The sequence below is a fragment of the Sinorhizobium sp. GQ132 genome (assembly GCF_059758575.1).
The window spans coordinates 35,946-60,268 of record NZ_JCAXDX010000010.1 but is presented as its reverse complement, the minus strand read 5'-3'; the positions used below and the strand labels follow the sequence as shown (position 1 = coordinate 60,268).

Here is a 24,323-nt window from a genome sequence, read left to right as displayed (position 1 = left end):
GCATGGCTGGCCATGGCAGGACCTTCGCGGTACATCACGGCGAATATTGGCGAATGCGGGACCACATACAGAAGATGCAAGGCGAAGAACAGTTCTCCTGCGGCGTCGTGATCGTTGCGGCCGGCCGCGGCGAGCGCGCCGGCCAGTCGGCCGAGGGACCGAAGCAATACCGCACGATCGGTGATCGCCCCGTTATCGCCCATACGCTTGACATTTTCGCGACATGGCCCGGAACGGGACCTGTCGTCGTCGTGATCCACCCGGACGATGAAGAACTGTTCGCGGCGGCCCGCCGGCGGATGGCGGCAACTTCGGAGCTGACAGTAGTCCACGGCGGAGCGACACGCCAGCTTTCGGTGCTTGCCGGGCTGGAAGCGGTCGCCGCTACAGGCGTGGAATACGTGATGATCCACGACGCGGTGCGACCCTTTTTCGATCACGCACTGCTCGATCGCTGCGGTGCGGCGCTTCGTGGCGGCGCCCAGGCCCTCCTGCCGGCAATTGCAGTCGCCGACACGCTGAAGCGTAGGACGCCGGCCGGCCTCGTCGCTGAGACCGTTCCGCGAACCGATCTCTATGCCGCACAGACGCCGCAGTGCTTCCGCCTCGAGCCTATCCTCTCCGCTCACCGGCAAGCGGCGGCAGGCGGCAGGTCCGACTTTACGGACGACGCCTCGATCGCCGAATGGGCCGGCATCCCCGTCCTTCTGGTGGAAGGAACCGTGGACAATTTCAAGTTGACGCTCCGGAGGGACCTGTCGATGGCAGACGAGAAACTGACCCGCATGGCCATTCCCGATGTGCGCACCGGCAACGGCTATGACGTGCATCAACTCGTGGACGGCGACGGCGTAACCCTCTGTGGTGTCTTCATCCCCCACGACCGCAAACTCTCCGGCCATTCCGACGCGGATGTAGCCCTGCATGCCTTGACGGACGCCCTGCTCGCCACTTGCGGTGCCGGCGATATCGGCGACCACTTCCCGCCATCCGACCCGCAGTGGAAGGGCGCGGCTTCGCGCATCTTTCTCGAACACGCTGCGCAGATCGTCCGCGAGCGCGGCGGCACTATTACCAATGCCGACATATCGCTGATCGCCGAGGCGCCCAAGGTCGGGCCGCACCGTCAGCAGATGCGAGAAAACCTTGCAGCGATACTCGGCATTTCGCTCGACCGCTGTTCGATCAAGGCGACGACCAACGAGAAACTCGGCTTTGTCGGGCGGAATGAAGGAATTGCGGCGATCGCCACCGCGACCGTCGTCTATGCATCACGGAGCAAGCCCGATGTGGACGACCGATACTGAAGAGAAAGCGCGGGCCATAATCCGGGATCTCACTTCCCTCGGACTGAAGCTGGCGACGGCGGAGTCCTGCACCGGCGGCCTGATCGCCGGCGCCTTGACGGAGATCGCAGGCTCGTCCTCCGTCGTCGACCGCGGCTTCGTCACCTATTCCAACGAAGCCAAGGTCGAGATGCTTGGCGTTAATCCCGCAACGCTTGCCGCACATGGCGCCGTCTCGCGTGAGACGGCCATCGAAATGGCCCGCGGAGCGGTTTCGCACTCAGCCGCCGATATCGCCATAGCCGTCACGGGCATAGCCGGCCCGGGCGGCGGCTCCGCCGAGAAGCCCGTTGGCCTCGTTCATCTCGCCGCCGCCGCCCGTAACGGCGCGACGGCTCACCGGGAGATGCGCTATGGAGACATCGGCCGGGCTGCGGTGCGGCTTGCCACCGTGCACACGGCGCTCGATCTGGTCGCAGAACTGGCTTACGCCGCGTAGATCACATCCGCCCGCTTTTCGAATGCTTCGGAGAACATGCGGAAGGCGCGATCGAACATCGAGCCCATGAGCGCGCCCAGAAGGCGGCTCTTGAATTCATAGTCGATGCAGAAATGCACGATCGATTGGTTATCGTTCACGGGCTCGAAACGCCAGACATTGTCGAGGTACTTGAACGGACCCTCGATATAATTGACGTCGATGATCCGCTCTTCCCTTTTGAGAAGCACCTGCGTCGTGAATGTTTCCCGGATCGCCTTGTAGCCCACGGTCATGTCGGCAAGCAGCAGCACCTTGCCGTCGCGCTCCTTGCGTGAGCGTACGCTCAGCGCTTCGCAAAGGGGCAGGAACTCCGGATAGCGCTCGACATCGGCGACGAGAGCGAACATCTGCTCGGCCGAGTGCTTGACGACGTGGTTGGTTTCGAAATGGGGCATGGATTGTGAGTTAAGGCTGCAGCGCGAGAAGATCAAGGAGGCGGCGCATTTGTGCCCGGCTTCTTATCTCCAGGATCGGGACGGCATACCGCCGCAGCTCTGCCGCGATTTTGGGCGCGAACTCGTGCTCGAAAGTCCAGATGTAACGAATGAAATCCCTGCTGACCCGCTCCGGGCAACCGTCGGCCATTTCCGGTCGCGCTCGTCCGCGCCACTTCAGCCAGCGCCGCGCAACGCCCCACAGGCAGAGCCGGCGCGGCATGCGCACCCATATAACGAAGTCGGCACGCGGTACCCGAAGGTCAAAGCTCGACGGATTGGTTCCGTCCATGATCCATTCCGGCTCTGCTATTCTTTCTGCTATCAAGGATCTTTGTTCCTGGCGCGGCCTCGACACCCAGCCGGGCAGCCAGAAGAACGCCTGGTCCATCGAAACGAATGGCAGGTCCAAACGTGCTGAGAGCCAGCGCGCGAGGGTCGTCTTGCCGCCCCCGGAGCAGCCTATGACAAGGACACGTTTCGCACCGGAAAGCAAAGAAGCCGCCTTCGCGATATCGCTCAAGTAAGTCGCCATTCCGCCCCCAGGACAGGAAACGCCGCAACGCCCAGGCGCCCGCGGCTGTCGTTCCCAGCAACGTTGAGCGGGAACTTATTCCGCCGCGGCCACCAGCTTCTTCTCGCGTGCCGCCTTGAGCCGGGCGAAGTCGTCCCCGGCATGGTGGGACGAGCGGGTCAGCGGGCTCGAGGACACCATCAGGAAGCCCTTGGTGTAGGCCACCGTCTCGTAGGACTTGAATTCTTCCGGAGTGACGAATTTCTCGACCTTGTGATGCTTGCGGCTCGGCTGCAGATATTGGCCGATCGTCAGGAAATCGACATCGGCGGTACGCAGGTCGTCCATCAGCTGCAGCACTTCGTTGCGCTCCTCGCCGAGGCCGACCATGATGCCCGACTTGGTGAACATGGTGGGATCGAGTTCCTTCACGCGCTGCAGAAGCCGGATCGAGTGGAAATAGCGCGCGCCCGGTCTGACCGTCAGGTAGTTGGACGGAACCGTTTCGAGGTTGTGGTTGAAAACGTCCGGCTTGGCGGCCACGACACGCTCCAGCGCGCCGGGCTTGCGCAGGAAATCGGGCGTCAGGATTTCGATCGTGGTTTCCGGCGAGGCTTCCCGGATCGCGAAGATGACCTTCTCGAAATGCTCCGCGCCGCCATCGTCGAGGTCGTCGCGATCGACGGAGGTGATGACGACATGGCTCAGGCCCATCTGCTTCACCGCCTTGGCGACATTTGCGGGCTCGTCCAGATCGAGGGCATTGGGCTTGCCCGTCGCGACATTGCAGAAGGCACAGGCACGCGTGCAGATCTCGCCCATGATCATGAACGTCGCGTGCTTCTTGTCCCAACACTCGCCGATGTTCGGGCACCCGGCTTCCTCGCAGACCGTAACGAGCTTATGGCTCTTCACGATCGAACGGGTCTCCTGATACCCCTTGGAGGTCGGTGCCTTCACACGGATCCAGTCCGGCTTGCGCAGGACCTCGGTGTCTGGCCGGTGGGCCTTTTCCGGGTGACGAACACGCTGCGCCCGATCCGAGACGGCGTCGAAAACCGTTACCATGTGTCTTCCTTCATAGTGACGGGCGAGCGGCAACAAGGCCGCCCGCACCTTGTCGCCTTATATAAACAGCCGGACATGAAAAGTCAGGCCACCATTTGCATGGCAGCCTGACGGCAAGCGATGGGTGAATGGCCCTACCCTCGGACGGCGCGCCCCGCTGCGATCAACAGGCAGGCACCGATGAATCCGATGATGAGGTAGGCGATCCAGCCGCTGTAAGCCATGCCGAGCGCCGCGAGAATGAAATTCAACACCACGGCGCCGATAATGCCGAGGATGATGTTCGCGAACAGCCCCATCTGGCTGTTCATGAATTTTTCCGCCAGCCAGCCGGCAAGCCCGCCGATGATGATCGCCGCCAGGATACCTACGCCATTCAAGCTCATGAGAACCTCCCCGCATTGTAGATGTCATGCAATCAATGCGTGAAAAAGCCGAAAGTTCCGGACGGCCGCGCGTCATCAGGCGTTCAATACTCTGCCGTAGGCATCGAGCACGCTTTCCTTCATCATCTCCGAGAGGGTCGGGTGCGGGAACACCGTGTGCACCAGTTCCTCTTCGGTCGTCTCCAGGTTCATGGCGACGACGAAGCCCTGGATGAGTTCCGTCACTTCGGCGCCTACCATATGGGCGCCGATGAGTTCGCCGGTCTTCTTGTCGAAGATGGTCTTGATCAGGCCCTGGTCTTCGCCGAGCGCGATCGCCTTGCCGTTTGCGCCGAAGCTGTATCGGCCGACGCGGATGTCGCGGCCGAGTTCCTTGGCCTTCGCTTCCGTAAGGCCCACGGAGGCGACCTGCGGGTCGCAATAGGTGCAGCCCGGGATCTTGCCCTTGTCGAGTGCGTGCACGCCGGGAACCCCGGCAATCTTCTCGATGCAGATGACGCCCTCATGCTCGGCCTTGTGGGCCAGCATCGGCGGCCCGGCGACGTCGCCGATCGCATAGATGCCCGCGACATTGGTCTTGCCGTAGCCATCGGTGACGATGCAGCCGCGGTCGGTCTTCACGCCGAGAGCCTCGAGGCCGAGATTCTCGATGTTGCCCTGAACGCCGACGGCGGAGATCAGACGGTCCGCCTTGATCGGCGTGACCTTGCCGTCCTTCGTCTCTACATGCGCCGTGACGTCGTTCGCGCCCTTCTCGACCTTCGTCACCTTGGCATCGGTGATGATTTTCAGGCCGCGCTTTTCGAGCTGCTTACGGGCCAAGGCGGAAATTTCCGCATCCTCGACCGGCATGATCTGCGGCAGCAGTTCGACGACGGTCACGTCGACGCCCATCGAGCGGTAGAAGCTCGCGAATTCGATGCCGATCGCGCCGGAGCCCATGACGAGCAGCGACTTCGGGAACTCCTCCGGCTTCATCGCCTCGAAATAGGTCCAGATCAGCTTGCCGTCCGGCTCGATGCCGGGCAGCGCTCGCGGGCGCGCGCCGGTCGCGACGATGATGTGCTTGGCCGTATAGGTCCCCTCTCCCTTGACGCCCTTCGGAACCGGGTTCTGCGGCTGGACGGCCGGCTTGGACGGCGCGCCGACGACGATCTCGCCGGGTTTGGTGAGCTTCGCCTCGCCCCAGATCACGTCCACCTTGTTCTTCTTCATCAGGAAGGCGACGCCGCCGTTCAGCCGCGCAGAGACGCCGCGCGAGCGGGCGACGACATCCTTGACGTTGGCGGTCATCTTGCCTTCGAGGGTCAGCCCGTAGTTCTTGGCATGGTTGGCATGGTCGAGAATTTCGGCGGAGCGCAACAGCGCCTTGGTCGGAATGCAGCCCCAGTTGAGGCAGATCCCGCCCAAATGCTCCCGCTCGACGATCGCCGTCTTCAAGCCCAGCTGCGCCGAACGAATGGCGGTCACGTATCCGCCCGGACCCGAACCGACAACGATCACGTCGTAATTCTCAGCCATGTTTTTCCTACCTTTGGTCAAGCGGCGTTGCGGGTGAAAAGCACCCAGTCGTGTTTTCTGCTGTCTTCGAAGAGCGGCACGGCCCCGGCCCGCGCCACCTCCTCGAAGCCGTTCATCCTGTAGAGCGCCTGCGCCGTTTCATTGTGGCTTTCGGTGATCAGGCTCACCGGCCCCTGCCCAGCGCGGGAAAACTCGTTCTCGAGCAGAGCGCGGCCAATGCCTTTACCACGGTGATGGCGGTAAACGCCGAGGCTATCGACGAACCAGTGGCCGACCACCTGCTTCTGCAGGAAAAGCAAGGGCGCAAGCACGGGATGTTTCGGCTCGATCTCGAGAATCGATGCATCGATGCCGTAGGAAACCGACATGCCGACGATCTCGTCTCCGATTTCGGCCACCACCGCATCGCGCCAGGCACCCGGCCCGGTATCCCGACGCAGCACGTTGCGGCCATGCTCGAAGGCGGTTTCCGCGGATTTGCTCAGAACGCCGCCGTACCAGAGCCATGAGGCAAAGCCGTGTGAGGCGATGTCGATCAGGATCGCAAGTTCCGCTGCCTCGCTTCGCTTCGCAGGCCTGAAGGTCGCGCCAGCCGTCATCGTCAAAGCCCGAGCATCATCCGCACGACAGGCTCCAATCCTCTGCCGACCGCCCGGGTGTTCTCCGCGTCGAGGTGGACACCGTCGATCGGCGTCGTCCTGGCCACTGATCCGCCGTCGAAGAAGCCGCAGTCGAGCTCGTCGGCGAGATCGCGATAAAGCGGCGCCAGCATTGCGGATTGCTCGACCCCACCCGCGAACATGGCGGCAAAAGCGCTGTTGGCCGTTTCGCAGAGCGGCGGCGGCGAGACGATGAGGATTTCGGGCCCCTCCTCCGTTTCCGTCGGCCAGTCGTGCCTGCGCACCAGATTGACGAGGCGCTCGATACCCTTCACCGCACCGAAAGCGGTGCCGTGAATGATCGGCTTCATATCGTTCGAGCCGAGCAGGAGGAGGATGAGATCGATCGGCGCGTGGGTGTGCAGGAGCGTCGGAAGGACACGCGCCCCGTTCCGGTCGCAATCGGCGAGATGGTCGTCATAGGCGGTCGTCCGCCCGTTCAGCCCTTCGGCGACGACATGCACATTCGAACCGAGCGCATTCTGCAGCACGCTCGGCCAGCGGTCCTCCAGCGCATGCCGGCCGGAACCACTTGCATCGTATCCCCAGGTCAGACTGTCACCGTAGCAAAGGACTGTCTTCATCTGCCTACTCGCTTTTCATGGGGAAAGGACCGGCTGGGAAGCCGGTCCGGATCGCATCAGACGAGCATGCCCATCGGGTTTTCGATGTAGCGCTTGAAGGCGGCGAGCAGTTCGGCGCCGAGCGCGCCATCGACGCAGCGATGGTCGGTCGAAAGCGTAACGGTCATCACATTGGCGATGACCATCTCCTTGTTCTTGACGACGACACGGTCCTCGCCGGCGCCGACCGCGAGGATCGTCGCGTGCGGCGGATTGACGACGGCGGCGAAGTCCTTGACGCCCATCATGCCCATATTCGAAACGGCCGTGGTGCCGCCCTGATATTCTTCAGGCTTCAGCTTGCGCTCCTTGGCGCGCTTGCCGAGATCCTTCATCTCGTTGGAGATCGCCGAGAGGCTTTTCAACTCCGCCTGGCGGACGATGGGCGTGATCAGGCCGCCGGGAATGGAAACAGCAACGCCGACGTCCGCGTGCTTGTGCTTGACCATGTTCTGATCGGTCCAGGACACATTCGCATCCGGAACGTCGCGCAATGCCAGAGCAAGCGCCTTGATCACCATGTCATTCACGGAAAGCTTGTAGACCGGCTTACCATCCTTTTCAGGTGCTGCGGCGTTCAGCTGGGCGCGCAGCGCCAGAAGCGCGTCGAGCTCGCAATCGACCGAAACATAGAAGTGCGGGATCGTCTGCTTCGATTCGACAAGGCGTTTGGCGATCGTCTTGCGCATGCCGTCATGCGGCACGAGTTCGTAGGAGCCCGGCTCGAAGAGCTTGAGGACGGCATCCTCCGACATGCCCTTTGCGAGCGTCGCCGGGGCCGGAGCTGCTGCCGGCGCGGCGGCGGGCTTGGCTGCGCCGCCGGAAACGGCTGCCTCGACGTCCTTCTTGACGACGCGGCCATGCGGTCCGGAACCGGCGATCGCCGAAAGGTCGATGCCTGCCTCCTTAGCGATGCGGCGGGCCAGCGGCGACGAAAAGATCCGCTTGCCTTCGCCGTCGGCGGCGGGTGCAGGAGAAGCCGGAGCAGCAGCCTGCGGTGCCGGCGCGGCGGCGGGTGCCGGCGCGGCGGCCGGTGCCGTTTCGCCTGTTTCCTGCGGCTTCGGTGCCGGGGCTGCTCCCGCTGCACCGTTGCCGCCCTTGGCGGCAGTCGCGATGTCTTCGCCCTCGCCGGCGAGAACCGCGATCAGCGCATTGACCTTGACGCCTTCAGTGCCGGCGGGAACGACGATCTTGGCGACCGTGCCCTCGTCGACGGCTTCCACTTCCATCGTCGCCTTGTCGGTCTCGATCTCGGCGATCACATCGCCGGACTTGACCTTGTCGCCTTCCTTGACCAGCCATTTGGCCAGATTGCCTTCTTCCATGGTCGGAGAGAGGGCCGGCATGGTGATGTTGATTGGCATCGAACGACCCCCTTTATTTGTAGCAGACGGCTTTCACCGCATCGACGACTTCCGCGACATTCGGCAGAGCAAGCTTTTCAAGGTTGGCCGCATAAGGCATCGGCACGTCCTTGCCGGCGATCGTCAGGATCGGCGCATCGAGATAGTCGAAGGCCTGCTGCATGACGCGGGTGGCGATCTCGGTGCCGACGGAGGATTGAGGATAGCCTTCCTCGACGGTAACCAGGCGGCCGGTCTTCTTGACGGATTCGATGACGGTCGGCAGGTCCATCGGACGGATCGTGCGAAGGTCGATGATCTCGACGTCGATACCCTGCGCCTCGAGCTCCGCCGCGGCCTTGATCGCATAGGTCATGCCGATGCCGAAGGAGACGAGCGTCGCGTCCTTGCCGGCACGATGAATGCGGGCCTTACCAATCGGCAGCACGAAATCGTCGAGCTTCGGCACTTCGAAGGACTGGCCGTAAAGGATCTCGTTTTCGAGGAAGATCACCGGGTTCGGATCGCGGATGGCTGCCTTGAGCAGCCCCTTCGCGTCTGCCGCCGTATAGGGCATGACGACCTTCAGGCCCGGAATGTGGCTGTACCAGGCGGCATAGCATTGGGAGTGCTGCGCGGCGACGCGGGCAGCAGCACCGCTCGGCCCGCGGAAGACGATCGGCGCGCCCATCTGGCCGCCGGACATATAGAGCGTCTTGGCGGCCGAATTGATGATCTGGTCTATCGCCTGCATGGCGAAGTTGAAGGTCATGAACTCGACGATCGGGCGCAGACCCGTCATCGCCGCGCCGACGCCGACGCCGGCAAAGCCATGTTCCGTGATCGGCGTGTCGACCACGCGGCGCGCACCGAATTCCTGCAACAGGCCCTGCGTGACCTTGTAGGCGCCCTGGTATTCGGCGACCTCTTCGCCCATGACGAAGACGTCCTCATTGGCGCGCATCTCTTCGGCCATCGCGTCGCGAAGCGCTTCGCGGACGGTCATCGTCACCATTTCGGTTCCGGCCGGAATAGCCGGGTCGGAAGGAACCGCCTTGGGCTGCGCCGCGACGGGCGCCGCGGAAGCAGCCGGCGCTTCCGCCTCGGCCGGCTTCGGTGCTTCCGCTTTCGGGGCTTCGGCCTTCATGGAATCGATGTCGCTTGCGGCTTCGCCATCCTGCAACAGCACGGCGATCGGCGTGTTCACCTTCACACCCTCGGTGCCGGCTTCAATCAGCAGCTTGCCGATCGTGCCTTCGTCTACCGCTTCCACTTCCATCGTGGCCTTGTCGGTTTCGATTTCTGCGATGACGTCGCCGGAGGACACCTTGTCCCCCTCGTTCTTCAGCCACTTGGAGAGCGTGCCTTCCTCCATTGTCGGGGAAAGGGCAGGCATAAGGATTTCTACAGGCATATTTGTCCCTCCCCGGATCAAAGCAGGATATCGGTGTAGAGCTCGGAGACATCCGGCTCCGGATCAGACTGGGCGAAATCGGCACTGTCCGCCACGATGTCGCGAACCTCCTTGTCGATCTGCTTCAGTTCGTCCTCGGTGGCCCAGCCTTTATCCGTCAGACGGGCCTTCACCTGCTCGATCGGATCATGCTCCGAACGCATCTTCTGCACTTCGTCCTTCGAGCGATACTTCGCCGGATCGGACATCGAATGGCCGCGATAGCGGTAGGTCAGCATTTCGAGGATGATCGGGCCCTTGCCGGAACGGCAATGTTCGACCGCCTCGTCGGCAGCGGCCTTGACGGCGCGGACATCCATGCCGTCGACCTGATAGCCGGGAATGCCGAAGGAAGCGCCGCGCTGGGAGAAATCGGTCTGCGCCGATGCCCGCGACACGGAGGTACCCATGGCATAACGGTTGTTCTCGACGATGTAGATCACCGGCAGCTTCCAGAGAGCGGCCATGTTGAAGCTCTCATAGACCTGACCCTGGTTCGCCGCACCGTCGCCGAAATAGGCGAGGCTTACATTGTCGTTGCCGCGATACCTGTTGGCGAAAGCGAGGCCGGTCCCCAGCGAGACCTGTGCACCGACGATGCCGTGGCCGCCGTAGAAGTGCTTCTCCTTGGAGAACATGTGCATCGAGCCGCCTTTCCCCTTGGAAAGGCCGCCACGGCGACCGGTGAGCTCCGCCATCACGCCGCGCGCACTCATGCCGCAGGCGAGCATGTGGCCATGGTCGCGATAGCCGGTGATGACCTGGTCGCCCTCTTTCAGCGCCAGCTGCATCCCGACGACGACGGCTTCCTGGCCGATATAGAGGTGACAGAAACCACCGATGAATCCCATGCCGTAAAGCTGGCCGGCCTTTTCCTCGAAACGCCGGATCAACAGCATTTCGCGGTAGGCCTTGAGATCGTCTTCCTTGGAGAATTCGGCGATCGTGCCGCCGGCAAAATCTTTCTTGGCCGGCTTGGCAGCGGTCTTGCGGCTGGAAACGGACGCGGATTTTCGCGGAGCCATTCGTTCCTCCCAATGGTTAGCCTTTGGCGGCTACCATAGGGAAAGAAAAGCGCGGCAGCAATGCTATATTTGCATGGCTATTATTCGCGTCAACACGTTGATATATAACGCGAATTTTCGATTAACCTATTTCAGGTTAATCCTCAGAATGGTGGAAAATAACGATCTCGTCGCTGCGCGACATGTTGAGCGCGAGGCGAGCCTTCTCATCCAGCATGTCTCTCTCGAGCGAACCGTCGCTCATCAGCTCGACTTCCTTTTCCAGGATTTTTCGCGTCTGAGTGAGCTCGTCCAGCCGTGCCTGCCGCTCGGCAATCTGACGGTCAAACTCCTTCGTCGCCTCCAGACCATAACCGCCATGGATCGAATGATAGCCGAAATAGGAAAGGAAGGCGACCGCCAGCAACGGCACCACCAATCGCCCCAGTCTCCGCTTCTTATGATGCCGTGTCCACATCGCTCATGCCCTGAATTGAGTTGGCGCGGGCTGCAGGAGATACTGCAAACCATTGTCCCGCGCCCGCTCCAATACGCAGTACGGAGATGAAGACTAGCGTCGATTGATTAACCGACGGTTGACCATAAGCAATTTGCGAATGGAAAGAGAACTCGGAGGACGGAGCGGTCGGCTCGCAAGCGGGGCGAAGGAGACTCGTAGCGCCGCCGCTTTTCCCTTCTCCCCGTCAAACCGCCAGGGCTGCTCCTCTGGCGGAACCGTTGCTACGGAGAGAACCGACTGGTCAGGCCGCTTGTCGTCTCCCCCCACAAGGGGGGAGAACCCGTAGCAGTTTTGGGCATGCGAAGGTCAAACGTTTATCGTCTGCCCCAGGGCAATCGTCCCGCGAGAGGATCAGATGCCCCCGCCTTTCAATCAACCGCGCAACACGGAGCGGCCGGCATATTGCGCCTGCGGGCCGAGCTGCTCTTCGATACGGATCAGCTGGTTGTACTTGGCGAGCCGGTCGGAACGTGCGAGCGAGCCGGTCTTGATCTGACCGCAATTGGTGGCGACCGCAAGGTCGGCAATCGTCGAATCCTCGGTCTCGCCGGAGCGGTGCGACATGACGGCGGTGTAACGCGCCTTGTGCGCGGTCTCGACCGCGTCGAGCGTTTCCGAAAGCGACCCGATCTGGTTGACCTTGACGAGGATGGAGTTCGCGACGCCCATCTTGATGCCGTCGCGCAGGCGCGCAGAATTGGTCACGAACAGGTCGTCGCCGACGAGCTGGCACTTGTTGCCGACGAGGTCGGTCAAGGATTTCCAGCCGTCCCAATCGTCTTCAGCCATGCCGTCCTCGATCGAGATGATCGGATATTTGCCGGCGAGCTCGGCGAGATACTCGGCCATGGCGCCCGGCTCCAGCGTACGGCCCTCACCCTCGAGGACGTACTTGCCGTCCTTGAAGAATTCGGTCGAAGCGCAGTCGAGAGCGACATACATGTCCTCGCCCGGTTTGTAGCCGGCCTTCTCGATCGACTTCATGATGAAGTCGAGGGCTGCCGGCGCGGAAGCGAGGCCCGGCGCGAAGCCGCCTTCGTCGCCGACATTGGTATTGTGGCCGTCCGCGGCGAGCTGCTTCTTCAGCGTGTGGAAGACTTCCGAACCCATGCGGACGGCGTCCTTCAGGGTCTCGGCGCCGACCGGCATGATCATGAATTCCTGGAAGTCGATCGGATTGTCGGCGTGAGCGCCGCCATTGATGATGTTCATCATCGGAACGGGCAGAAGATGCGCATTCGGGCCGCCGACATAACGATAGAGCGGCAGGCCGGAGGCTTCAGCGGCGGCCTTCGCGACGGCGAGCGAAACGCCGAGAATGGCGTTGGCGCCGAGGCGCGACTTGTTCGGCGTGCCGTCGAGCTCGATCATGGTACGGTCGATCTGAATCTGGTTTTCAGCGTCGAGGCCGCCGATCGCTTCGAATATCTCGCCGTTCACCGCATCGACGGCGCGTTCGACGCCCTTGCCAAGGTAACGCGTGCCGCCATCGCGCAGTTCGACGGCTTCATGCGCACCGGTGGAGGCGCCCGAGGGAACCGCCGCGCGACCGAAACTGCCATCCTCGAGATGGACATCGACCTCGACGGTCGGGTTGCCGCGGCTGTCGAGTATCTCTCTGCCGATGATGTCGATGATTGCAGTCATGATCTCTTCCCTTATGGACGATGATAATGGTCGGCCTGTCTTAATTCAGGGCCCCGAAATTACAATGGCGCCGGGATTGCAAAATCCGGCCGCCGGGCCCGCTTCATGAAAAATTCACGAAGCGGGACACCGAGGCTCACGCTTTTGCAACGGCGTCGAAGGCCAGCAGCTTTTCAAGCAGCCGCGGCATGTCCTTCAGCGGCACCATGTTCGGACCGTCGGAAGGCGCGTTGTCGGGATCCTCGTGGGTCTCTACGAAGACACCGGCGACACCGACAGCGACGGCCGCGCGCGCCAATGTCTCGACGAACTCACGCTGGCCGCCCGTGGAGCCTCCCTGACCGCCCGGCTGCTGCACGGAATGGGTCGCATCGAAGACCACCGGAGCGCCGAGTGCCGCCATGATCGGCAGCGAGCGCATGTCGGAGACCAGCGTATTATAGCCGAAGGAAGCGCCGCGCTCGCAGAGGAGCACGTTCGGGTTGCCGCTCTCGGTGAACTTGGCAAGGACATTTTTCATGTCCCAAGGGGCGAGGAACTGGCCCTTCTTGACGTTGATCGCCCGCCCCGTCTTCGCCGCGGCGACGAGCAGATCCGTCTGCCGTGACAGAAAGGCCGGGATCTGCAGGATGTCGACGATCTCGGCCACGGCAGAGCATTGCTCTTCCGTATGGATGTCCGTCAGGACCGGAAAACCGAACTCCCGCTTGAGGTCGGCGAAGACCTCCATCGCCTTGTCGAGCCCGATGCCGCGCTTGCCGGAGAGCGAGGTGCGGTTCGCCTTGTCGAACGAAGATTTATAAACGAGTCCGAGCCCGAGCGATTTGCAGAGCTCGACGAGCTCCCCCGCAATCGTGAAGGCGTGTTCGCGGCTCTCCATCTGACACGGTCCGGCGATCAGTGTCAGCCGTTCCTTCTGCGAGAACACCACCTGGCCGGCACCTTCGCCGACGACGACTCTTGAATTGGTTTCCATCATCATCCTCCAAAGGCGAAGATTACACCCTGCCCCGGCGCTTCCGGAACGATGAGGCGTCCGCCCATTTCTGCGAATTCGATATCGTTCTGCGCAAACAGCGCCCGCGTGGCCTCCAGGTCGCTCACGCGGAAGACCACGGCGCGACCCCGCAAGCCGCGCTCTGCACCCTCGATTGAGCGACCGAAGAATGCCTGCACGCCGGCCGGGGTCAGGACGCTGATTTTGGCACTGCCTGCCTGGATGTCCATGCCGAAGGAATGGGCCGAGACCTCGCGCTCGTCCACGGCTTCCTGCAGAAGATACTGGAAATCCGTCGGGTTCTGCTCCGAAAGCACGACCTCGGCAATGCCGAGCACGCCGTTTCCATGGCGGTGAAGCGAGCTGCTGTCGACCGGCAGCGCACGCAGGCGCTGACAGGCAAAAAGGAAAAAGTCCGGCGAACGCAGATCCGCTGCAAAGGAAAGCCGGAAGGAACCGAGCCCTTCGCGCCCGTCGGGCAGCCGCATAGGCCGTGAGAATTCGAGCATTTCGCCGCCGGATATGCCGCGGGAGCGGAACCGGATGTGATCTTCGGCAGCGTCCGGCGTCCCGAGCACGACGGCCGACAGACCCTCGGCCCCCTGGCGAAAGCGAAAAGCCTGGTCACGCGCCACGAAGGCGTTGCCTTCAAGCGCGGCTGCCTCGCATTCCTCCCGCGAAGCGACGGCGAGCGGCTCCAGATAGGTGTTATCCGAGAAGAAGACGCAGGCATTTGCGGTGCCGAACGGGTGGCGCGCCTCATCGGCAACCGTGAAGCCGAGCGCCGCCAGGCGCTGCCTCGTCCGCGCGAGATCGGCCACCGGCAGCACGAGATGATCGAGCGGGCGGGCGGTTCGCTTGGATTGGCTCATGGCGGATTCCCTGATGACCGGTTTGCCGCTGTTTGCAACTTTTGACCGCCGATTGCAAGCGCGGCGGCGGGCGCCCGGAACCGTGACCGGAAATGCGAACGGCCGCCTCTTGCAGGCGGCCGCAGAAGTGATTGCCCGTTCGGTGACCCGGCTACACGAGCCGGGACTGTTCGAGCGCTGCCTCGATGAAGCTCGAAAAGAGCGGGTGCGGATCGAGCGGACGCGACTTCAGTTCCGGATGGTACTGAACGCCGATGAACCAGGGATGGTCTGGATACTCGATCGTCTCCGGCAGAACGCCATCCGGGGACATGCCGGAGAAGACCAGGCCGCAGGATTCCAGGCGGCTCTTATAATCTACATTGACCTCGTAGCGGTGGCGATGACGCTCGGAAATATCGGGCGCCCCATAGATCGCGGCGATCTTGGTGTCGGGCTTCAAGGCCGCGCGATAGGCGCCGAGGCGCATGGTGCCGCCGAGATCGCCCGCGGCCGACCGCTTCTCGAGTTCATTGCCCTTCACCCACTCGGTCATCAGGCCGACGACCGGCTCCTTGGTCGGGCCGAACTCCGTCGAGGACGCCTTTTCGATACCGGCAAGATTGCGCGCCGCTTCTACGACGGCCATCTGCATTCCGAAGCAGATGCCGAAATAGGGCACCTTACGCTCGCGGGCGAACCGCGCCGCATTGATCTTGCCTTCCGAGCCGCGTTCGCCGAAGCCGCCCGGAACGAGAATGCCGTGGACCTTTTCCAGATAGGGCGCCGGGTCCTCCTTTTCGAAGACCTCCGACTCGATCCACTCGAGCTTGACCTTGACGCGATTGGCGATGCCGCCATGGTAGAGCGCCTCGATCAACGACTTATAGGCATCCTTCAGACCGGTATATTTTCCGACGATCGCGATCGTCACCTCGCCTTCCGGCGTGCGGATCCGGTGCGCCACGTCTTCCCAAGCTTCCATGCGCGGCTTCGGCGCCGGCTCGATGCCGAAGGCGGCAAGCACTTCGTTGTCGAGCCCTTCCTTGTGATAGGCGATCGGCACGTCATAGATCGAAGCGACGTCGAGCGCCTGGATGACCGCGGACTGGCGGACATTGCAGAAGAGCGACAGCTTGCGGCGTTCCGCTTCCGGAATTTCGCGGTCGGCGCGCACGAGCAGGATATCCGGGTGAATGCCGAGCGCCTGCAGTTCTTTCACGGAATGCTGGGTCGGCTTTGTCTTCAGCTCGCCCGCGGCCGGAATGTAGGGCATCAGCGTCAAATGGACGTAGACGGCGGTCCCGCGCGGCAGGTCGTTGCCGAGCTGGCGGATCGCCTCCATGAAAGGCATCGCCTCGATATCGCCGACGGTGCCGCCGATTTCGCAGATGACGAAATCGTAGTCCTCATTGCCTTCGGTGACGAAGTTCTTGATTTCATTTGTGACGTGCGGGATCACCTGGACCGTCGCGCCGAGATAGTCGCCGCGCCGCTCCTTGTCGATAATGTTCTTGTAGATCCGCCCTGTGGTGATGTTGTCGGTCTTGGTCGCGGAGCGGCCCGTGAAACGCTCGTAGTGCCCGAGATCGAGATCCGTCTCCGCGCCGTCGTCGGTGACGAACACCTCTCCGTGCTGGGTGGGGCTCATGGTGCCCGGATCGACGTTCAGGTAGGGATCGAGCTTGCGCAGCCTCACACGGTAGCCACGCGCCTGCAGCAACGCTCCAAGAGCGGCCGCAGCGATGCCTTTTCCGAGGGAGGAGACCACGCCGCCAGTGATGAATACATATCGCGCCATGGGAGTCACCGGATACCTTTTCACAAACGATTCCGCCACCGAAAAATTCATCTTTCAGAATTTTCCGTGCGGAAGGGCGGATTTCACACAAAACAAAACCGGCGGATGAAGCCATCCGCCGGCAGATCTTCTGATTTCCGGCCTTACTGACCGCTCGGAACTTGCGATCCCGTATTGCCGTTGGCGCCAGCAGCCGGGGCCGCGGGAGCCGGAGCGGCAGGCGCGGCATCTGCCGGGGCCTGAGGCGCGGCAGTACCACCTGCCGGGGCGGCGTTGTTGGCGCCGTTGCCGTTGGCCGGAGTCTCGGTGTTTCCGCCGGCCGGTGCGGTCTGACCGCCACCGAGCGAATCGAGAACGCCGCCGCTCGAGCTCGTTCCCGGGATACGGTCGAGAATGTCGGTCGCCTGCGGCTCGTAGCGCGAAAGAATGCCCATCGCCAGCGCCAGCGCGAAGAAAAGGAAGGCCAGAATGGCGGTCGTTCGGGTCAGCGCATTGGCCGTCCCACGCGCAGACATGAAGCCCGAGCCGCCGCCGATTCCGAGACCGCCGCCTTCGGAACGCTGAATGAGAACGACGCCGATCAGGGCGACGACCACCATGAGATAGATGACGAGTAGTATGGTCTGCATCAGCTTCCAGTCCTGCCCTCTGCGGGGCATGCGAATCGAACGGCGCCGGCCTCACCGTGGGGCCGCGTCAAATTTGGCGCCTCTTTATACCAAGCCGCCAGCTATTCCAAGTCCCGCGGCAATCAGGCAGTCAATTCTTCATAGGCCCTGTAGATGGCGAGGAAATCATCCGCTTTCAAGCTCGCGCCGCCGATCAGGGCGCCGTCGACATTGGCAACGCCCATGAGTTCCTTCGCATTCGAGGGCTTGACGGAGCCTCCATAGAGGATGCGCATCTTGCCGCCTTCCGCGCCGAAGCGCGAGACGAGCTCGCGGCGCATGAAGGCGTGCGCCTCGTCGACGTCGGACACGGTGGGCGTCAGGCCGGTGCCGATCGCCCACACGGGTTCGTAGGCGATCACCGTGTTTTCGGACGTCGCCTGGTCCGGGAGGCTCTCGGCGAGCTGGCGCTTCAGGATGTCGAGCGTCCGGCCGGCCTTGCGCTCCTGTTCCGTCTCACCGACGCAAACGATCGCGACGATATCCGCGCCATGCGCGGCCTCGGCCTTGGCACGCACCAGTGCGTCACCTTCGCCATGATCGGTGCGCCGTTCGGAATGGCCGACGATCACATGAGTGCCGAAACAATCGGCGACCATTTCAGCCGAGACTTCGCCGGTATGGGCTCCCGACTGCTTCTGGTGGCAGTCCTGAGCCCCGATCATCAAAGGGCTGTCGTCGCAAAGCGCGGTCGCAACGTAAAGCAATGTGGCCGGCGGGCAGATCAGGGCGTCCACCCTCGCGGAAAGGTCGCCTTTGACGCCCTCGGCCATTGCCTTGATCTGATCGAGAGACGCGCGGGTTCCATTCATCTTCCAGTTGCCGGCGACGAGCGGGCGGATATCGGGCGTCATGGGGTCTCCTCCAGATCAGGTCTCTTCGTCTCGGCAAGCGGCGTAGCAAATCGCTCGCGTAAAAAAAAGGCACCAGCCGGATTATTCGGTGTCGCCTCTCCGAGCACGGCGAATCCGCCCACCCCGTCCAGCGTTGCCGGCGCTCAAGCCAATGGGAAATCGTCCCGGCGAAAGCGAATAAAAACGGCGCCGTGGGCGTCTAAGGCGGAGACGTTCTACCGCCACGTAGACGTACGCACCGGGCGTCGGAGTCTGCCATGCTGCGCAACAGCGACAACGGTTTCGGAACGGTGACGATCGCCCTTCACTGGACGATCGCCGTTCTGATCCTCGGGCTTATCCTCGCCGGCATCGTCATGCGGCGCATCGAGATCGACCCGGCTTTGCAGTTCTCCCTTTACCAGTGGCACAAGTCGTTCGGCTTCACGGCCTTGGGACTGGCTGCGTTTCGGATGCTCTGGTGGCTCGTGGAAACCAGTCCGGCCGCCTCTCCCACCCTTGGCCCGATGGAGCACATGGCTGCGCGGGCCACGCATCTGTCGCTCATCGCGCTCGCACTCCTCGTGCCGCTGTCCGGCTGGGCGGTCGTGTCGGTCTCCACGCTGGCGATCCCGAGCTTTTATTTCAACTTGATCGTCATTCCGCATCTGCCGCTCCCGACATCCGGGGCTTCGGAAGCGTTCTGGGCCTTCGCCCATGCAACGCTCGCCTATGTGACGCTTGGCCTGGTCGCAATCCACGCGGCGGCAGCATTCTATCACCATCTCGTGCGGCGCGACTTGGTGCTCATCCGCATGCTTCGCTCCGGGCCGATGCCGCGCACCGGCAGCACCGCCGACACTTCCGAAAAGGACGACACCGTTGTCGAGAGGAAACGCATATGACCAGCCCAGGCAAGCAGTCCATGGCAGTGGCCCTGCCGCTTTCGCTTCTCGCCCTTGGCCTCGCAGGGACGCCGGTTGAGGGCGCAAAAGCGCCGGCACTTGCGAATGCTGCCGGGAACTACCGTATCGCGAGCTCCTCGAGTATTCAGTTCAGCGTCGGACAAGTAGGTGGCAGCGGCGGCATTGCCGGCAGCTTCACTAAATTCTCGGGCGTATTCCGGATCGATGGCCATGACATCGGGCGATCCTCCGTGGAATTCACGCTTTTTCCGGAGAGCGTGAGGTCCACCGAGCGCCGGATCGAGGACTTCCTGCGCTCCAGCGCAGTGTTCGATGCGGCCAACCACAAGACCGTGACCTTCCACTCTACCGGCGTCAGCCAGACCGGCCCGGACACCGCAACGATCGAGGGCGTTCTGACCGCCCGCGGCAAGAGCCGCAAGGAGCGTTTCGACGTGAGGCTTACCGACTGGAACAGGCGGTCGATTTCCTTCACGATCCGCGGCAGCATCCGTCGCTCGCCCTACGGCATGACCGTCGGGACGCCCATTTATTCCAATGTCGTGGAATTCGACATGAACATAAGGGGGCAGAAGCGTTAGGTTTGCCCAGGCGCCAAAGCCGTGCGCCGCCAGAAGGCCGAGACCATTGCCGGATCGCGCAGTGCCTCCAGTCTTTTCCAGGCGGGAAATGATGCTTCGAAAACGGCCGAGCTCATTCGGAAGTCCTGGCACGGATTGACCGCACCGCCGGCCACAACGGCAATCTCGTCGAGAGCGTCGAGCAGCTTGACCGTCGCCTCGCCTTGATCGGCAAAGTCCATGGTCAGGGTGAAGCCCGGCCTCGCAAAGGAGAGAACCCCAGGGGAGGCTATGTCACCGAAACGCTGCAGCTTCGTCCCTACGGACGCATGACCGGCGCGGCGGGCTGTTTCAAGCAACCGCGCCGTGGTCTCCGGCGCGGTCGCGACGGGATAGACGCTTTGATGCTGGCAGAGTCCACGCCGCCCGTAGAGCCTGCGCCACCCGCCGATCGCGTCGAGAGGGTGAAAGTAGGAAGCCCACGTCTCCGTCGACACGGTCTCGCCACGGTCGTGCTTGCGAAAGCGGTATTCGTTCAGCAGTTTCAGCGTCACGCTGTTGAACAGACTGAAGGGCGGAGAAAAAGGCACGGCGAGCCTCGGCCCCTTCGGGATGTCAGGATATTCGCAAGCGCCGTCGGCGTGATCCGCGGCGAACAGCACGCCCCTCCCCATGCGCCGTCCCGTCGCGAGTTGGTCGAGCCAGGCTACGAAATACTCGTGCTCCTCTTCGGCTCGTTCGGCCAGCGTGAAATATCGATCGAGGCTGTCGAAGCGATGCACGTGCCGCTGGACATGCGGCGACGGCACCTTCATCAGCCGAAGCTCGACGTCGAGGATCAGCCCGGTCAGTCCCAGGCCGCCGATCGTCGCAGCGAAGAGCTCTGCATTCTCCTCGGGCGAGCAGACCAGGCGTTCGCCCGTCGAACGGAGCAGGGTCAGGCGCCGGACGTGATTGCCGAAGGAGCCACGCGCATGGTGATTGCCGCCGTGGACGTCGTTGGCGACGGCACCGCCGACGGTGACGAGGCCCGTCGCCGGCGTCACGGGAAGAAAAAAGCGGTGCGGGACGGCGCGCGCGAGCAGGTCGGCAAGGATAGCGCCGGCCTCACAGCGAATGGTCCCACTTCCCGGATCGAAAGACAGGATGCGGTTATGCCTCCTGCTTGCGATAAGGGTCCCAAGTTCATTGCGGCAAACGTCGCCATAGCTCAGGCCATTGCCCACGGGAAGAAACGCCATGGGGCCCACCGAGCTCATGCCGTCCTCGTAGTCATCGGGTGAAACGGTCGGTTGAGAGCGGTTTCCAAACCGCCCTGCGTTCTCGGAATCGTCCATCCTCATTGCCGCCGTCAACTCCACAACCGATCGCGTTAATCTAGAGCGGGGTGAGGAAAAGTGTGTGCGGTTTTCCGCCCGCATCCCGCTCCAACTTCTTGGAATCGATCACGTTCATGTTTTTAGGTCGACCCGACCTAAAAACATCGTGATCTAGCGGTCGAGAATCCAGTTCAGCGCCTCTCGCCAGTCCGTCATCCTGATCGGCGTTCCATGCGAACCTGTTTCGAACAGGACGAAACGGGCAGGATAGTCCTTCGATCTGAGGCTGCGATAGAACGCGATCTGGGACGCGGCCGGATAGACGCTGTCGCGGCTGCCGTGGCTGAAGAATATCGGCAGCCGCGCGCCGTAGGCCGCACTTTTGCGAAAGTCGGGGTCGGCGGGACCGCCCATGATCATCATGCCGCCAAGGGCCGAGACGGTTGCCTCTCGGCGGGCTATGCCCCAGCAGATGAAGCTTCCCATGGAGGCACAGGAAAGGACCACCGGCCGGCCGCCGGAGCGCTCCGCGGCGAAGCGGATCAGAGCCGAAATATCCGCTACGCCCGCAGCATCGAAGGACCTGACGCTTGGAGCGTAATACGTACCGCCATTGACGACAGTTAGATTTTTGAGGCGATTGAAATTGCCTCCGAATGAGAAATCATTGACGCCGAGACGGCGGTCGCCGCCGCGACCATGGATGAAGATCACGGTGAATGCGGCGCCGCGATCGGGGCCGACGCGGGTGACGTCAAGCCCCCGCTCGCCCAGACCGAGCGTCTCGTTCACCTGCACGCTCTTGACACCGAGCGACACGTAAGCGCGCTTCACCCGCCGCTCGGGGATCTGGTCGCGCTCGTTGATGTCGCGGAGCTCCTGGTAATCGACAACGCGGAAGTCGCCGCCATCCGCCTCCTGAAGCAGCTTGCTATTGCGAAACAGCGCATCCTTGTAGGGCTCAAGGGGTTCGGCCCTTGCGGAAACGGCAAGGCTCGCGAAAAGAAGCGCGCCGATCAGATGCCGTACGGAGAAAAGAATTGTGGACATGGACACCCGATCGGCTCCCTCGTTCGGCGCATGCCTTGCCACCGGCGCCTCGGCCAAGCAACACTGGCGCGGCAAATCTGACTCATTAAAGGATATTTCTTCCTCCGGGGCATCGAAATTCGCCTTTTGTTCGCTCTTCCGGCGAGACTCTGGCAGAATTCCGGTGATTCGCGCGACAAAGGATGGCGGCCGCGCCGCGGTCTTGCTATGGCCTAGCCGACACTTAGACAGGAACGATCTGAACGCTTCATGGACGACAGCAGCGACCTTTTTTCCGCTATGCCCCAACAGCCGAAGCCGGCGGATGCCGCGCCACGCAAGCCCGCGGCCCCCGTCGCCGGTAACGAAGCGCCGCGCCCCGCACCCAAGACGAGCGACGGCAGCGACTACGACGCTTCGGCAATCGAGGTGCTGGAAGGTCTGGAGCCGGTCCGGCGCCGTCCGGGCATGTATATCGGCGGGACGGACGAAAAGGCGCTGCATCATCTGTTCGCCGAGGTCATCGACAACTCGATGGACGAGGCGGTCGCAGGGCACGCCAACTTCATCGACGTGAGCCTGGACGCCGACGGCTACCTGACGGTGACCGACAACGGCCGCGGCATCCCGGTCGAGAACCACCCGAAATTTCCCGGCAAGTCGACGCTCGAAGTGGTGATGACGGTGCTGCATGCCGGTGGCAAGTTCGACGGCAAGGCCTATGAGACTTCCGGCGGCCTGCACGGCGTCGGCGTTTCGGTGGTCAACGCACTGTCGGACGACCTTGAAGTCGAGGTTGCACGCAACCGCCGGCTCTATCGCCAGCGCTTCTCCCGCGGCATCGCGCAGGGCGGCCTGGAAGACCTGGGTGACGTACACAACCGGCGCGGCACCAGGGTCCGCTTCCACCCCGACCCGCAGATCTTCGGACCGCATGCCCGCTTCGAGCCGGCGCGACTTTTCCGAATGGCCCGCTCCAAGGCCTATCTCTTCGGCGGCGTCGAAATCCGCTGGTCCTGCGATCCGGCGCTCCTGCCGGAAGGTTCGGAAATCCCGGACAGGGCCGTGTTTCATTTTCCCGGCGGCCTCAAGGACTATCTCGCCGCCACGCTCGGCAAGGAATTCACCGTCACCCGCGAGATTTTTGCCGGCAAATCGGAAAAGTCCGGCGGCCACGGTTCGCTCGAATGGGCGGTCACCTGGTATGGCGGCGACCAGCAGATCCATTCCTACTGCAACACCATCCCGACACCCGAAGGGGGAACGCACGAGGCGGGCCTGCGCATTGCGCTGACGAAGGGGCTCAAGAACTACGCCGAGCTCACCCAGAACAAGCGCGCTGCGATCGTCACCACCGACGATGTCATGATCTCCGCGGCAGGCATGCTCTCGGTCTTCATTCGCGAGCCGGAATTCGTCGGTCAGACGAAGGACAAGCTGGCAACGGTGGAGGCGCAGCGGATCGTCGAAAACGCGCTTCGCGATCCTTTCGACCATTACCTCGCCGACAATCCGGCAGAGGCGGCCAAGCTTCTCGACTGGGTGGTGGAGCGCGCCGAAGAGCGCGTACGGCGGCGCAAGGAAAAGGAAGTCAGCCGCAAGACGGCGGTCCGCAAGCTGCGCCTGCCGGGCAAGCTCGCGGACTGCGCCCAGAATACGGCGGAAGGTGCCGAACTCTTCATCGTCGAAGGGGACTCGGCCGGCGGATCGGCCAAACAGGCGCGCAACCGCGCCAACCAGGCGATCCTGCCGCTGCGCGGCAAGATTCTCAACGTCGCCAGCGCCGGCCGGGAGAAGCTCGGTGCCAATCAGCAGATCGGCGATCTCGTCCAGGCGCTCGGCTGCGGCACGCGCTCGAAGTATCGCGAAGAGGACCTGCGCTACGAGCGCATCATCATCATGACCGACGCCGACGTCGACGGTGCGCACATCGCATCTCTTCTGATCACCTTCTTCTACCAGGAAATGCCGGAGCTGATTCGCGGCGGCCATCTCTATCTCGCCGTGCCGCCGCTCTATCGCCTGAGCCAGGGTTCCAAGACGCTTTATGCCCGCGACGACGCGCATCGCGAAGAGCTGATGCGGACGGAGTTCAATGGCCGTGGCAAAGTCGAACTCGGGCGATTCAAAGGCCTCGGCGAGATGCTGCCCGCGCAGCTCAAGGAAACCACGATGGACCCGGCCAAGCGGACGCTCCTCAAGGTCGAAATCGACGATGTCGACTTCGAGGGTACCCGCGATGCCGTCGACAGCCTGATGGGAACGAAAGCCGAGGCCCGCTTCCGTTTCATCCAGGAGCGCGCCGTTTTTGCGGACAACCTGGATATCTGAACGCGTGAT

At 62.7% G+C, this 24,323-nt stretch carries 24 protein-coding genes; 5 read left to right on the top strand and 19 right to left on the bottom strand.

What is annotated here, in order from left to right; translation table 11 throughout:
• Positions 1-74: 74 nt before the first annotated feature.
• Positions 75-1,307: a bifunctional 2-C-methyl-D-erythritol 4-phosphate cytidylyltransferase/2-C-methyl-D-erythritol 2,4-cyclodiphosphate synthase gene (locus tag AC6CIG_RS22720; RefSeq protein ID WP_437407826.1), complete on the top strand. Its 1,233-nt coding sequence runs from the start codon at positions 75-77 to the stop codon at positions 1,305-1,307.
• A complete protein-coding gene (locus tag AC6CIG_RS22715) occupies positions 1,288-1,785 on the top strand; it encodes a CinA family protein (RefSeq protein WP_437407788.1) in 498 nt (165 codons plus the stop codon). The genes AC6CIG_RS22720 and AC6CIG_RS22715 overlap by 20 nt, the downstream gene beginning before the upstream one ends.
• On the opposite strand, the gene AC6CIG_RS22710 is transcribed toward AC6CIG_RS22715, so the two are convergent.
• From AC6CIG_RS22710 to tpiA, 17 genes are all read right to left on the bottom strand, one after another.
• Positions 1,773-2,222 carry a type II toxin-antitoxin system RatA family toxin gene (locus AC6CIG_RS22710; protein WP_437407789.1) on the bottom strand — a complete coding sequence of 150 codons (450 nt, stop codon included), beginning with the start codon at positions 2,220-2,222 and terminating at the stop codon, positions 1,773-1,775. The genes AC6CIG_RS22715 and AC6CIG_RS22710 overlap by 13 nt on opposite strands.
• Before the next feature lie 10 nt (positions 2,223-2,232).
• Positions 2,233-2,796: a P-loop NTPase family protein gene (locus AC6CIG_RS22705; protein ID WP_437407790.1), complete on the bottom strand. Its 564-nt coding sequence runs from the start codon at positions 2,794-2,796 to the stop codon at positions 2,233-2,235.
• Positions 2,797-2,871: 75 nt separating this feature from the next.
• On the bottom strand, positions 2,872-3,843 hold the full coding sequence (gene lipA, locus AC6CIG_RS22700) for a lipoyl synthase (protein ID WP_437407791.1): 972 nt from the start codon (positions 3,841-3,843) through the stop codon (positions 2,872-2,874).
• Positions 3,844-3,977: 134 nt separating this feature from the next.
• Entirely contained in the window at positions 3,978-4,229 is a 252-nt protein-coding gene (locus tag AC6CIG_RS22695) for a GlsB/YeaQ/YmgE family stress response membrane protein (RefSeq protein WP_018097806.1), read from the bottom strand.
• Positions 4,230-4,304: 75 nt separating this feature from the next.
• Positions 4,305-5,750 (bottom strand): dihydrolipoyl dehydrogenase, encoded by a 1,446-nt coding sequence (gene lpdA / locus AC6CIG_RS22690; RefSeq protein WP_437412520.1) that lies wholly within the window; start codon positions 5,748-5,750, stop codon positions 4,305-4,307.
• A gap of 17 nt (positions 5,751-5,767) precedes the next feature.
• Positions 5,768-6,349, bottom strand: coding sequence for a GNAT family N-acetyltransferase (locus AC6CIG_RS22685; protein ID WP_437412526.1), 582 nt, complete (start codon positions 6,347-6,349; stop codon positions 5,768-5,770).
• Positions 6,350-6,351: 2 nt separating this feature from the next.
• The gene (locus AC6CIG_RS22680) at positions 6,352-6,993 is read right to left on the bottom strand and encodes an SGNH/GDSL hydrolase family protein (protein ID WP_437407793.1); all 642 of its coding nucleotides are present in this window, start codon (positions 6,991-6,993) and stop codon (positions 6,352-6,354) included.
• A gap of 56 nt (positions 6,994-7,049) precedes the next feature.
• Positions 7,050-8,396 (bottom strand): pyruvate dehydrogenase complex dihydrolipoamide acetyltransferase, encoded by a 1,347-nt coding sequence (locus AC6CIG_RS22675; RefSeq protein WP_018097810.1) that lies wholly within the window; start codon positions 8,394-8,396, stop codon positions 7,050-7,052.
• A gap of 13 nt (positions 8,397-8,409) precedes the next feature.
• The gene (locus AC6CIG_RS22670; RefSeq protein ID WP_437407794.1) at positions 8,410-9,789 is read right to left on the bottom strand and encodes a pyruvate dehydrogenase complex E1 component subunit beta; all 1,380 of its coding nucleotides are present in this window, start codon (positions 9,787-9,789) and stop codon (positions 8,410-8,412) included.
• Between the two features lie 17 nt (positions 9,790-9,806).
• Positions 9,807-10,853: a pyruvate dehydrogenase (acetyl-transferring) E1 component subunit alpha gene (gene pdhA, locus AC6CIG_RS22665; protein ID WP_003535472.1), complete on the bottom strand. Its 1,047-nt coding sequence runs from the start codon at positions 10,851-10,853 to the stop codon at positions 9,807-9,809.
• Positions 10,854-10,989: 136 nt separating this feature from the next.
• Positions 10,990-11,310: an FtsB family cell division protein gene (locus tag AC6CIG_RS22660; RefSeq protein ID WP_018097812.1), complete on the bottom strand. Its 321-nt coding sequence runs from the start codon at positions 11,308-11,310 to the stop codon at positions 10,990-10,992.
• 414 nt (positions 11,311-11,724) lie between these two features.
• Positions 11,725-12,999: a phosphopyruvate hydratase gene (eno, locus tag AC6CIG_RS22655; RefSeq protein WP_010969226.1), complete on the bottom strand. Its 1,275-nt coding sequence runs from the start codon at positions 12,997-12,999 to the stop codon at positions 11,725-11,727.
• 136 nt (positions 13,000-13,135) lie between these two features.
• On the bottom strand, positions 13,136-13,978 hold the full coding sequence (kdsA, locus tag AC6CIG_RS22650) for a 3-deoxy-8-phosphooctulonate synthase (protein ID WP_437407795.1): 843 nt from the start codon (positions 13,976-13,978) through the stop codon (positions 13,136-13,138).
• Positions 13,978-14,868, bottom strand: a complete 891-nt coding sequence (locus tag AC6CIG_RS22645; RefSeq protein ID WP_018097814.1) for a VOC family protein — start codon at positions 14,866-14,868, stop codon at positions 13,978-13,980. Before AC6CIG_RS22645 ends, kdsA begins: the two co-directional genes overlap by 1 nt.
• Positions 14,869-15,019: 151 nt before the next feature.
• Positions 15,020-16,657, bottom strand: coding sequence for a CTP synthase (gene pyrG / locus AC6CIG_RS22640; RefSeq protein ID WP_437407828.1), 1,638 nt, complete (start codon positions 16,655-16,657; stop codon positions 15,020-15,022).
• 134 nt (positions 16,658-16,791) lie between these two features.
• Entirely contained in the window at positions 16,792-17,277 is a 486-nt protein-coding gene (gene secG / locus AC6CIG_RS22635) for a preprotein translocase subunit SecG (protein ID WP_018097817.1), read from the bottom strand.
• Between the two features lie 122 nt (positions 17,278-17,399).
• Complete coding sequence (gene tpiA / locus AC6CIG_RS22630; protein WP_437412521.1) at positions 17,400-18,170, bottom strand: triose-phosphate isomerase; 771 nt, start codon at positions 18,168-18,170, stop codon at positions 17,400-17,402.
• A 257-nt stretch (positions 18,171-18,427) separates the two neighbouring features.
• Here tpiA and AC6CIG_RS22625 point away from each other — a divergent pair, with 257 nt between their 5' ends.
• Positions 18,428-19,054: a cytochrome b gene (locus tag AC6CIG_RS22625; protein WP_100673946.1), complete on the top strand. Its 627-nt coding sequence runs from the start codon at positions 18,428-18,430 to the stop codon at positions 19,052-19,054.
• Positions 19,051-19,656, top strand: a complete 606-nt coding sequence (locus AC6CIG_RS22620; protein WP_437407796.1) for a YceI family protein — start codon at positions 19,051-19,053, stop codon at positions 19,654-19,656. The genes AC6CIG_RS22625 and AC6CIG_RS22620 overlap by 4 nt, the downstream gene beginning before the upstream one ends.
• Here AC6CIG_RS22620 and AC6CIG_RS22615 read toward each other — a convergent pair.
• Together AC6CIG_RS22615 and AC6CIG_RS22610 are read right to left on the bottom strand one after the other, a co-directional pair.
• Positions 19,653-20,978 (bottom strand): FAD-binding oxidoreductase, encoded by a 1,326-nt coding sequence (locus AC6CIG_RS22615; RefSeq protein ID WP_498323853.1) that lies wholly within the window; start codon positions 20,976-20,978, stop codon positions 19,653-19,655. The two genes, AC6CIG_RS22620 and AC6CIG_RS22615, sit on opposite strands and share 4 nt — an antisense overlap.
• Before the next feature lie 147 nt (positions 20,979-21,125).
• Positions 21,126-22,061 carry an alpha/beta hydrolase gene (locus AC6CIG_RS22610; RefSeq protein WP_437407797.1) on the bottom strand — a complete coding sequence of 312 codons (936 nt, stop codon included), beginning with the start codon at positions 22,059-22,061 and terminating at the stop codon, positions 21,126-21,128.
• Between the two features lie 192 nt (positions 22,062-22,253).
• On the opposite strand from AC6CIG_RS22610, the gene parE reads away from it, so the two are divergent.
• Complete coding sequence (gene parE, locus AC6CIG_RS22605) at positions 22,254-24,314, top strand: DNA topoisomerase IV subunit B (RefSeq protein ID WP_018097823.1); 2,061 nt, start codon at positions 22,254-22,256, stop codon at positions 24,312-24,314.
• Positions 24,315-24,323: the final 9 nt, after the last annotated feature.

What these genes read in the sequence shown, in the direction of transcription:
- AC6CIG_RS22720 (WP_437407826.1), top strand. Translation starts at nt 75, where the DNA reads ATGCAAGGCGAAGAACAGTTCTCCTGCGGCGTCGTGATCGTTGCGGCC.
- AC6CIG_RS22715 (WP_437407788.1), top strand. Translation starts at nt 1,288, where the DNA reads ATGTGGACGACCGATACTGAAGAGAAAGCGCGGGCCATAATCCGGGAT.
- AC6CIG_RS22710 (WP_437407789.1), bottom strand. Translation starts at nt 2,222, where the DNA reads ATGCCCCATTTCGAAACCAACCACGTCGTCAAGCACTCGGCCGAGCAG.
- AC6CIG_RS22705 (WP_437407790.1), bottom strand. Translation starts at nt 2,796, where the DNA reads ATGGCGACTTACTTGAGCGATATCGCGAAGGCGGCTTCTTTGCTTTCC.
- lipA (WP_437407791.1), bottom strand. Translation starts at nt 3,843, where the DNA reads ATGGTAACGGTTTTCGACGCCGTCTCGGATCGGGCGCAGCGTGTTCGT.
- AC6CIG_RS22695 (WP_018097806.1), bottom strand. Translation starts at nt 4,229, where the DNA reads ATGAGCTTGAATGGCGTAGGTATCCTGGCGGCGATCATCATCGGCGGG.
- lpdA (WP_437412520.1), bottom strand. Translation starts at nt 5,750, where the DNA reads ATGGCTGAGAATTACGACGTGATCGTTGTCGGTTCGGGTCCGGGCGGA.
- AC6CIG_RS22685 (WP_437412526.1), bottom strand. Translation starts at nt 6,349, where the DNA reads ATGACGGCTGGCGCGACCTTCAGGCCTGCGAAGCGAAGCGAGGCAGCG.
- AC6CIG_RS22680 (WP_437407793.1), bottom strand. Translation starts at nt 6,993, where the DNA reads ATGAAGACAGTCCTTTGCTACGGTGACAGTCTGACCTGGGGATACGAT.
- AC6CIG_RS22675 (WP_018097810.1), bottom strand. Translation starts at nt 8,396, where the DNA reads ATGCCAATCAACATCACCATGCCGGCCCTCTCTCCGACCATGGAAGAA.
- AC6CIG_RS22670 (WP_437407794.1), bottom strand. Translation starts at nt 9,789, where the DNA reads ATGCCTGTAGAAATCCTTATGCCTGCCCTTTCCCCGACAATGGAGGAA.
- pdhA (WP_003535472.1), bottom strand. Translation starts at nt 10,853, where the DNA reads ATGGCTCCGCGAAAATCCGCGTCCGTTTCCAGCCGCAAGACCGCTGCC.
- AC6CIG_RS22660 (WP_018097812.1), bottom strand. Translation starts at nt 11,310, where the DNA reads ATGTGGACACGGCATCATAAGAAGCGGAGACTGGGGCGATTGGTGGTG.
- eno (WP_010969226.1), bottom strand. Translation starts at nt 12,999, where the DNA reads ATGACTGCAATCATCGACATCATCGGCAGAGAGATACTCGACAGCCGC.
- kdsA (WP_437407795.1), bottom strand. Translation starts at nt 13,978, where the DNA reads ATGATGGAAACCAATTCAAGAGTCGTCGTCGGCGAAGGTGCCGGCCAG.
- AC6CIG_RS22645 (WP_018097814.1), bottom strand. Translation starts at nt 14,868, where the DNA reads ATGAGCCAATCCAAGCGAACCGCCCGCCCGCTCGATCATCTCGTGCTG.
- secG (WP_018097817.1), bottom strand. Translation starts at nt 17,277, where the DNA reads ATGCAGACCATACTACTCGTCATCTATCTCATGGTGGTCGTCGCCCTG.
- tpiA (WP_437412521.1), bottom strand. Translation starts at nt 18,170, where the DNA reads ATGACGCCCGATATCCGCCCGCTCGTCGCCGGCAACTGGAAGATGAAT.
- AC6CIG_RS22625 (WP_100673946.1), top strand. Translation starts at nt 18,428, where the DNA reads ATGCTGCGCAACAGCGACAACGGTTTCGGAACGGTGACGATCGCCCTT.
- AC6CIG_RS22620 (WP_437407796.1), top strand. Translation starts at nt 19,051, where the DNA reads ATGACCAGCCCAGGCAAGCAGTCCATGGCAGTGGCCCTGCCGCTTTCG.
- AC6CIG_RS22615 (WP_498323853.1), bottom strand. Translation starts at nt 20,978, where the DNA reads ATGAGGATGGACGATTCCGAGAACGCAGGGCGGTTTGGAAACCGCTCT.
- parE (WP_018097823.1), top strand. Translation starts at nt 22,254, where the DNA reads ATGGACGACAGCAGCGACCTTTTTTCCGCTATGCCCCAACAGCCGAAG.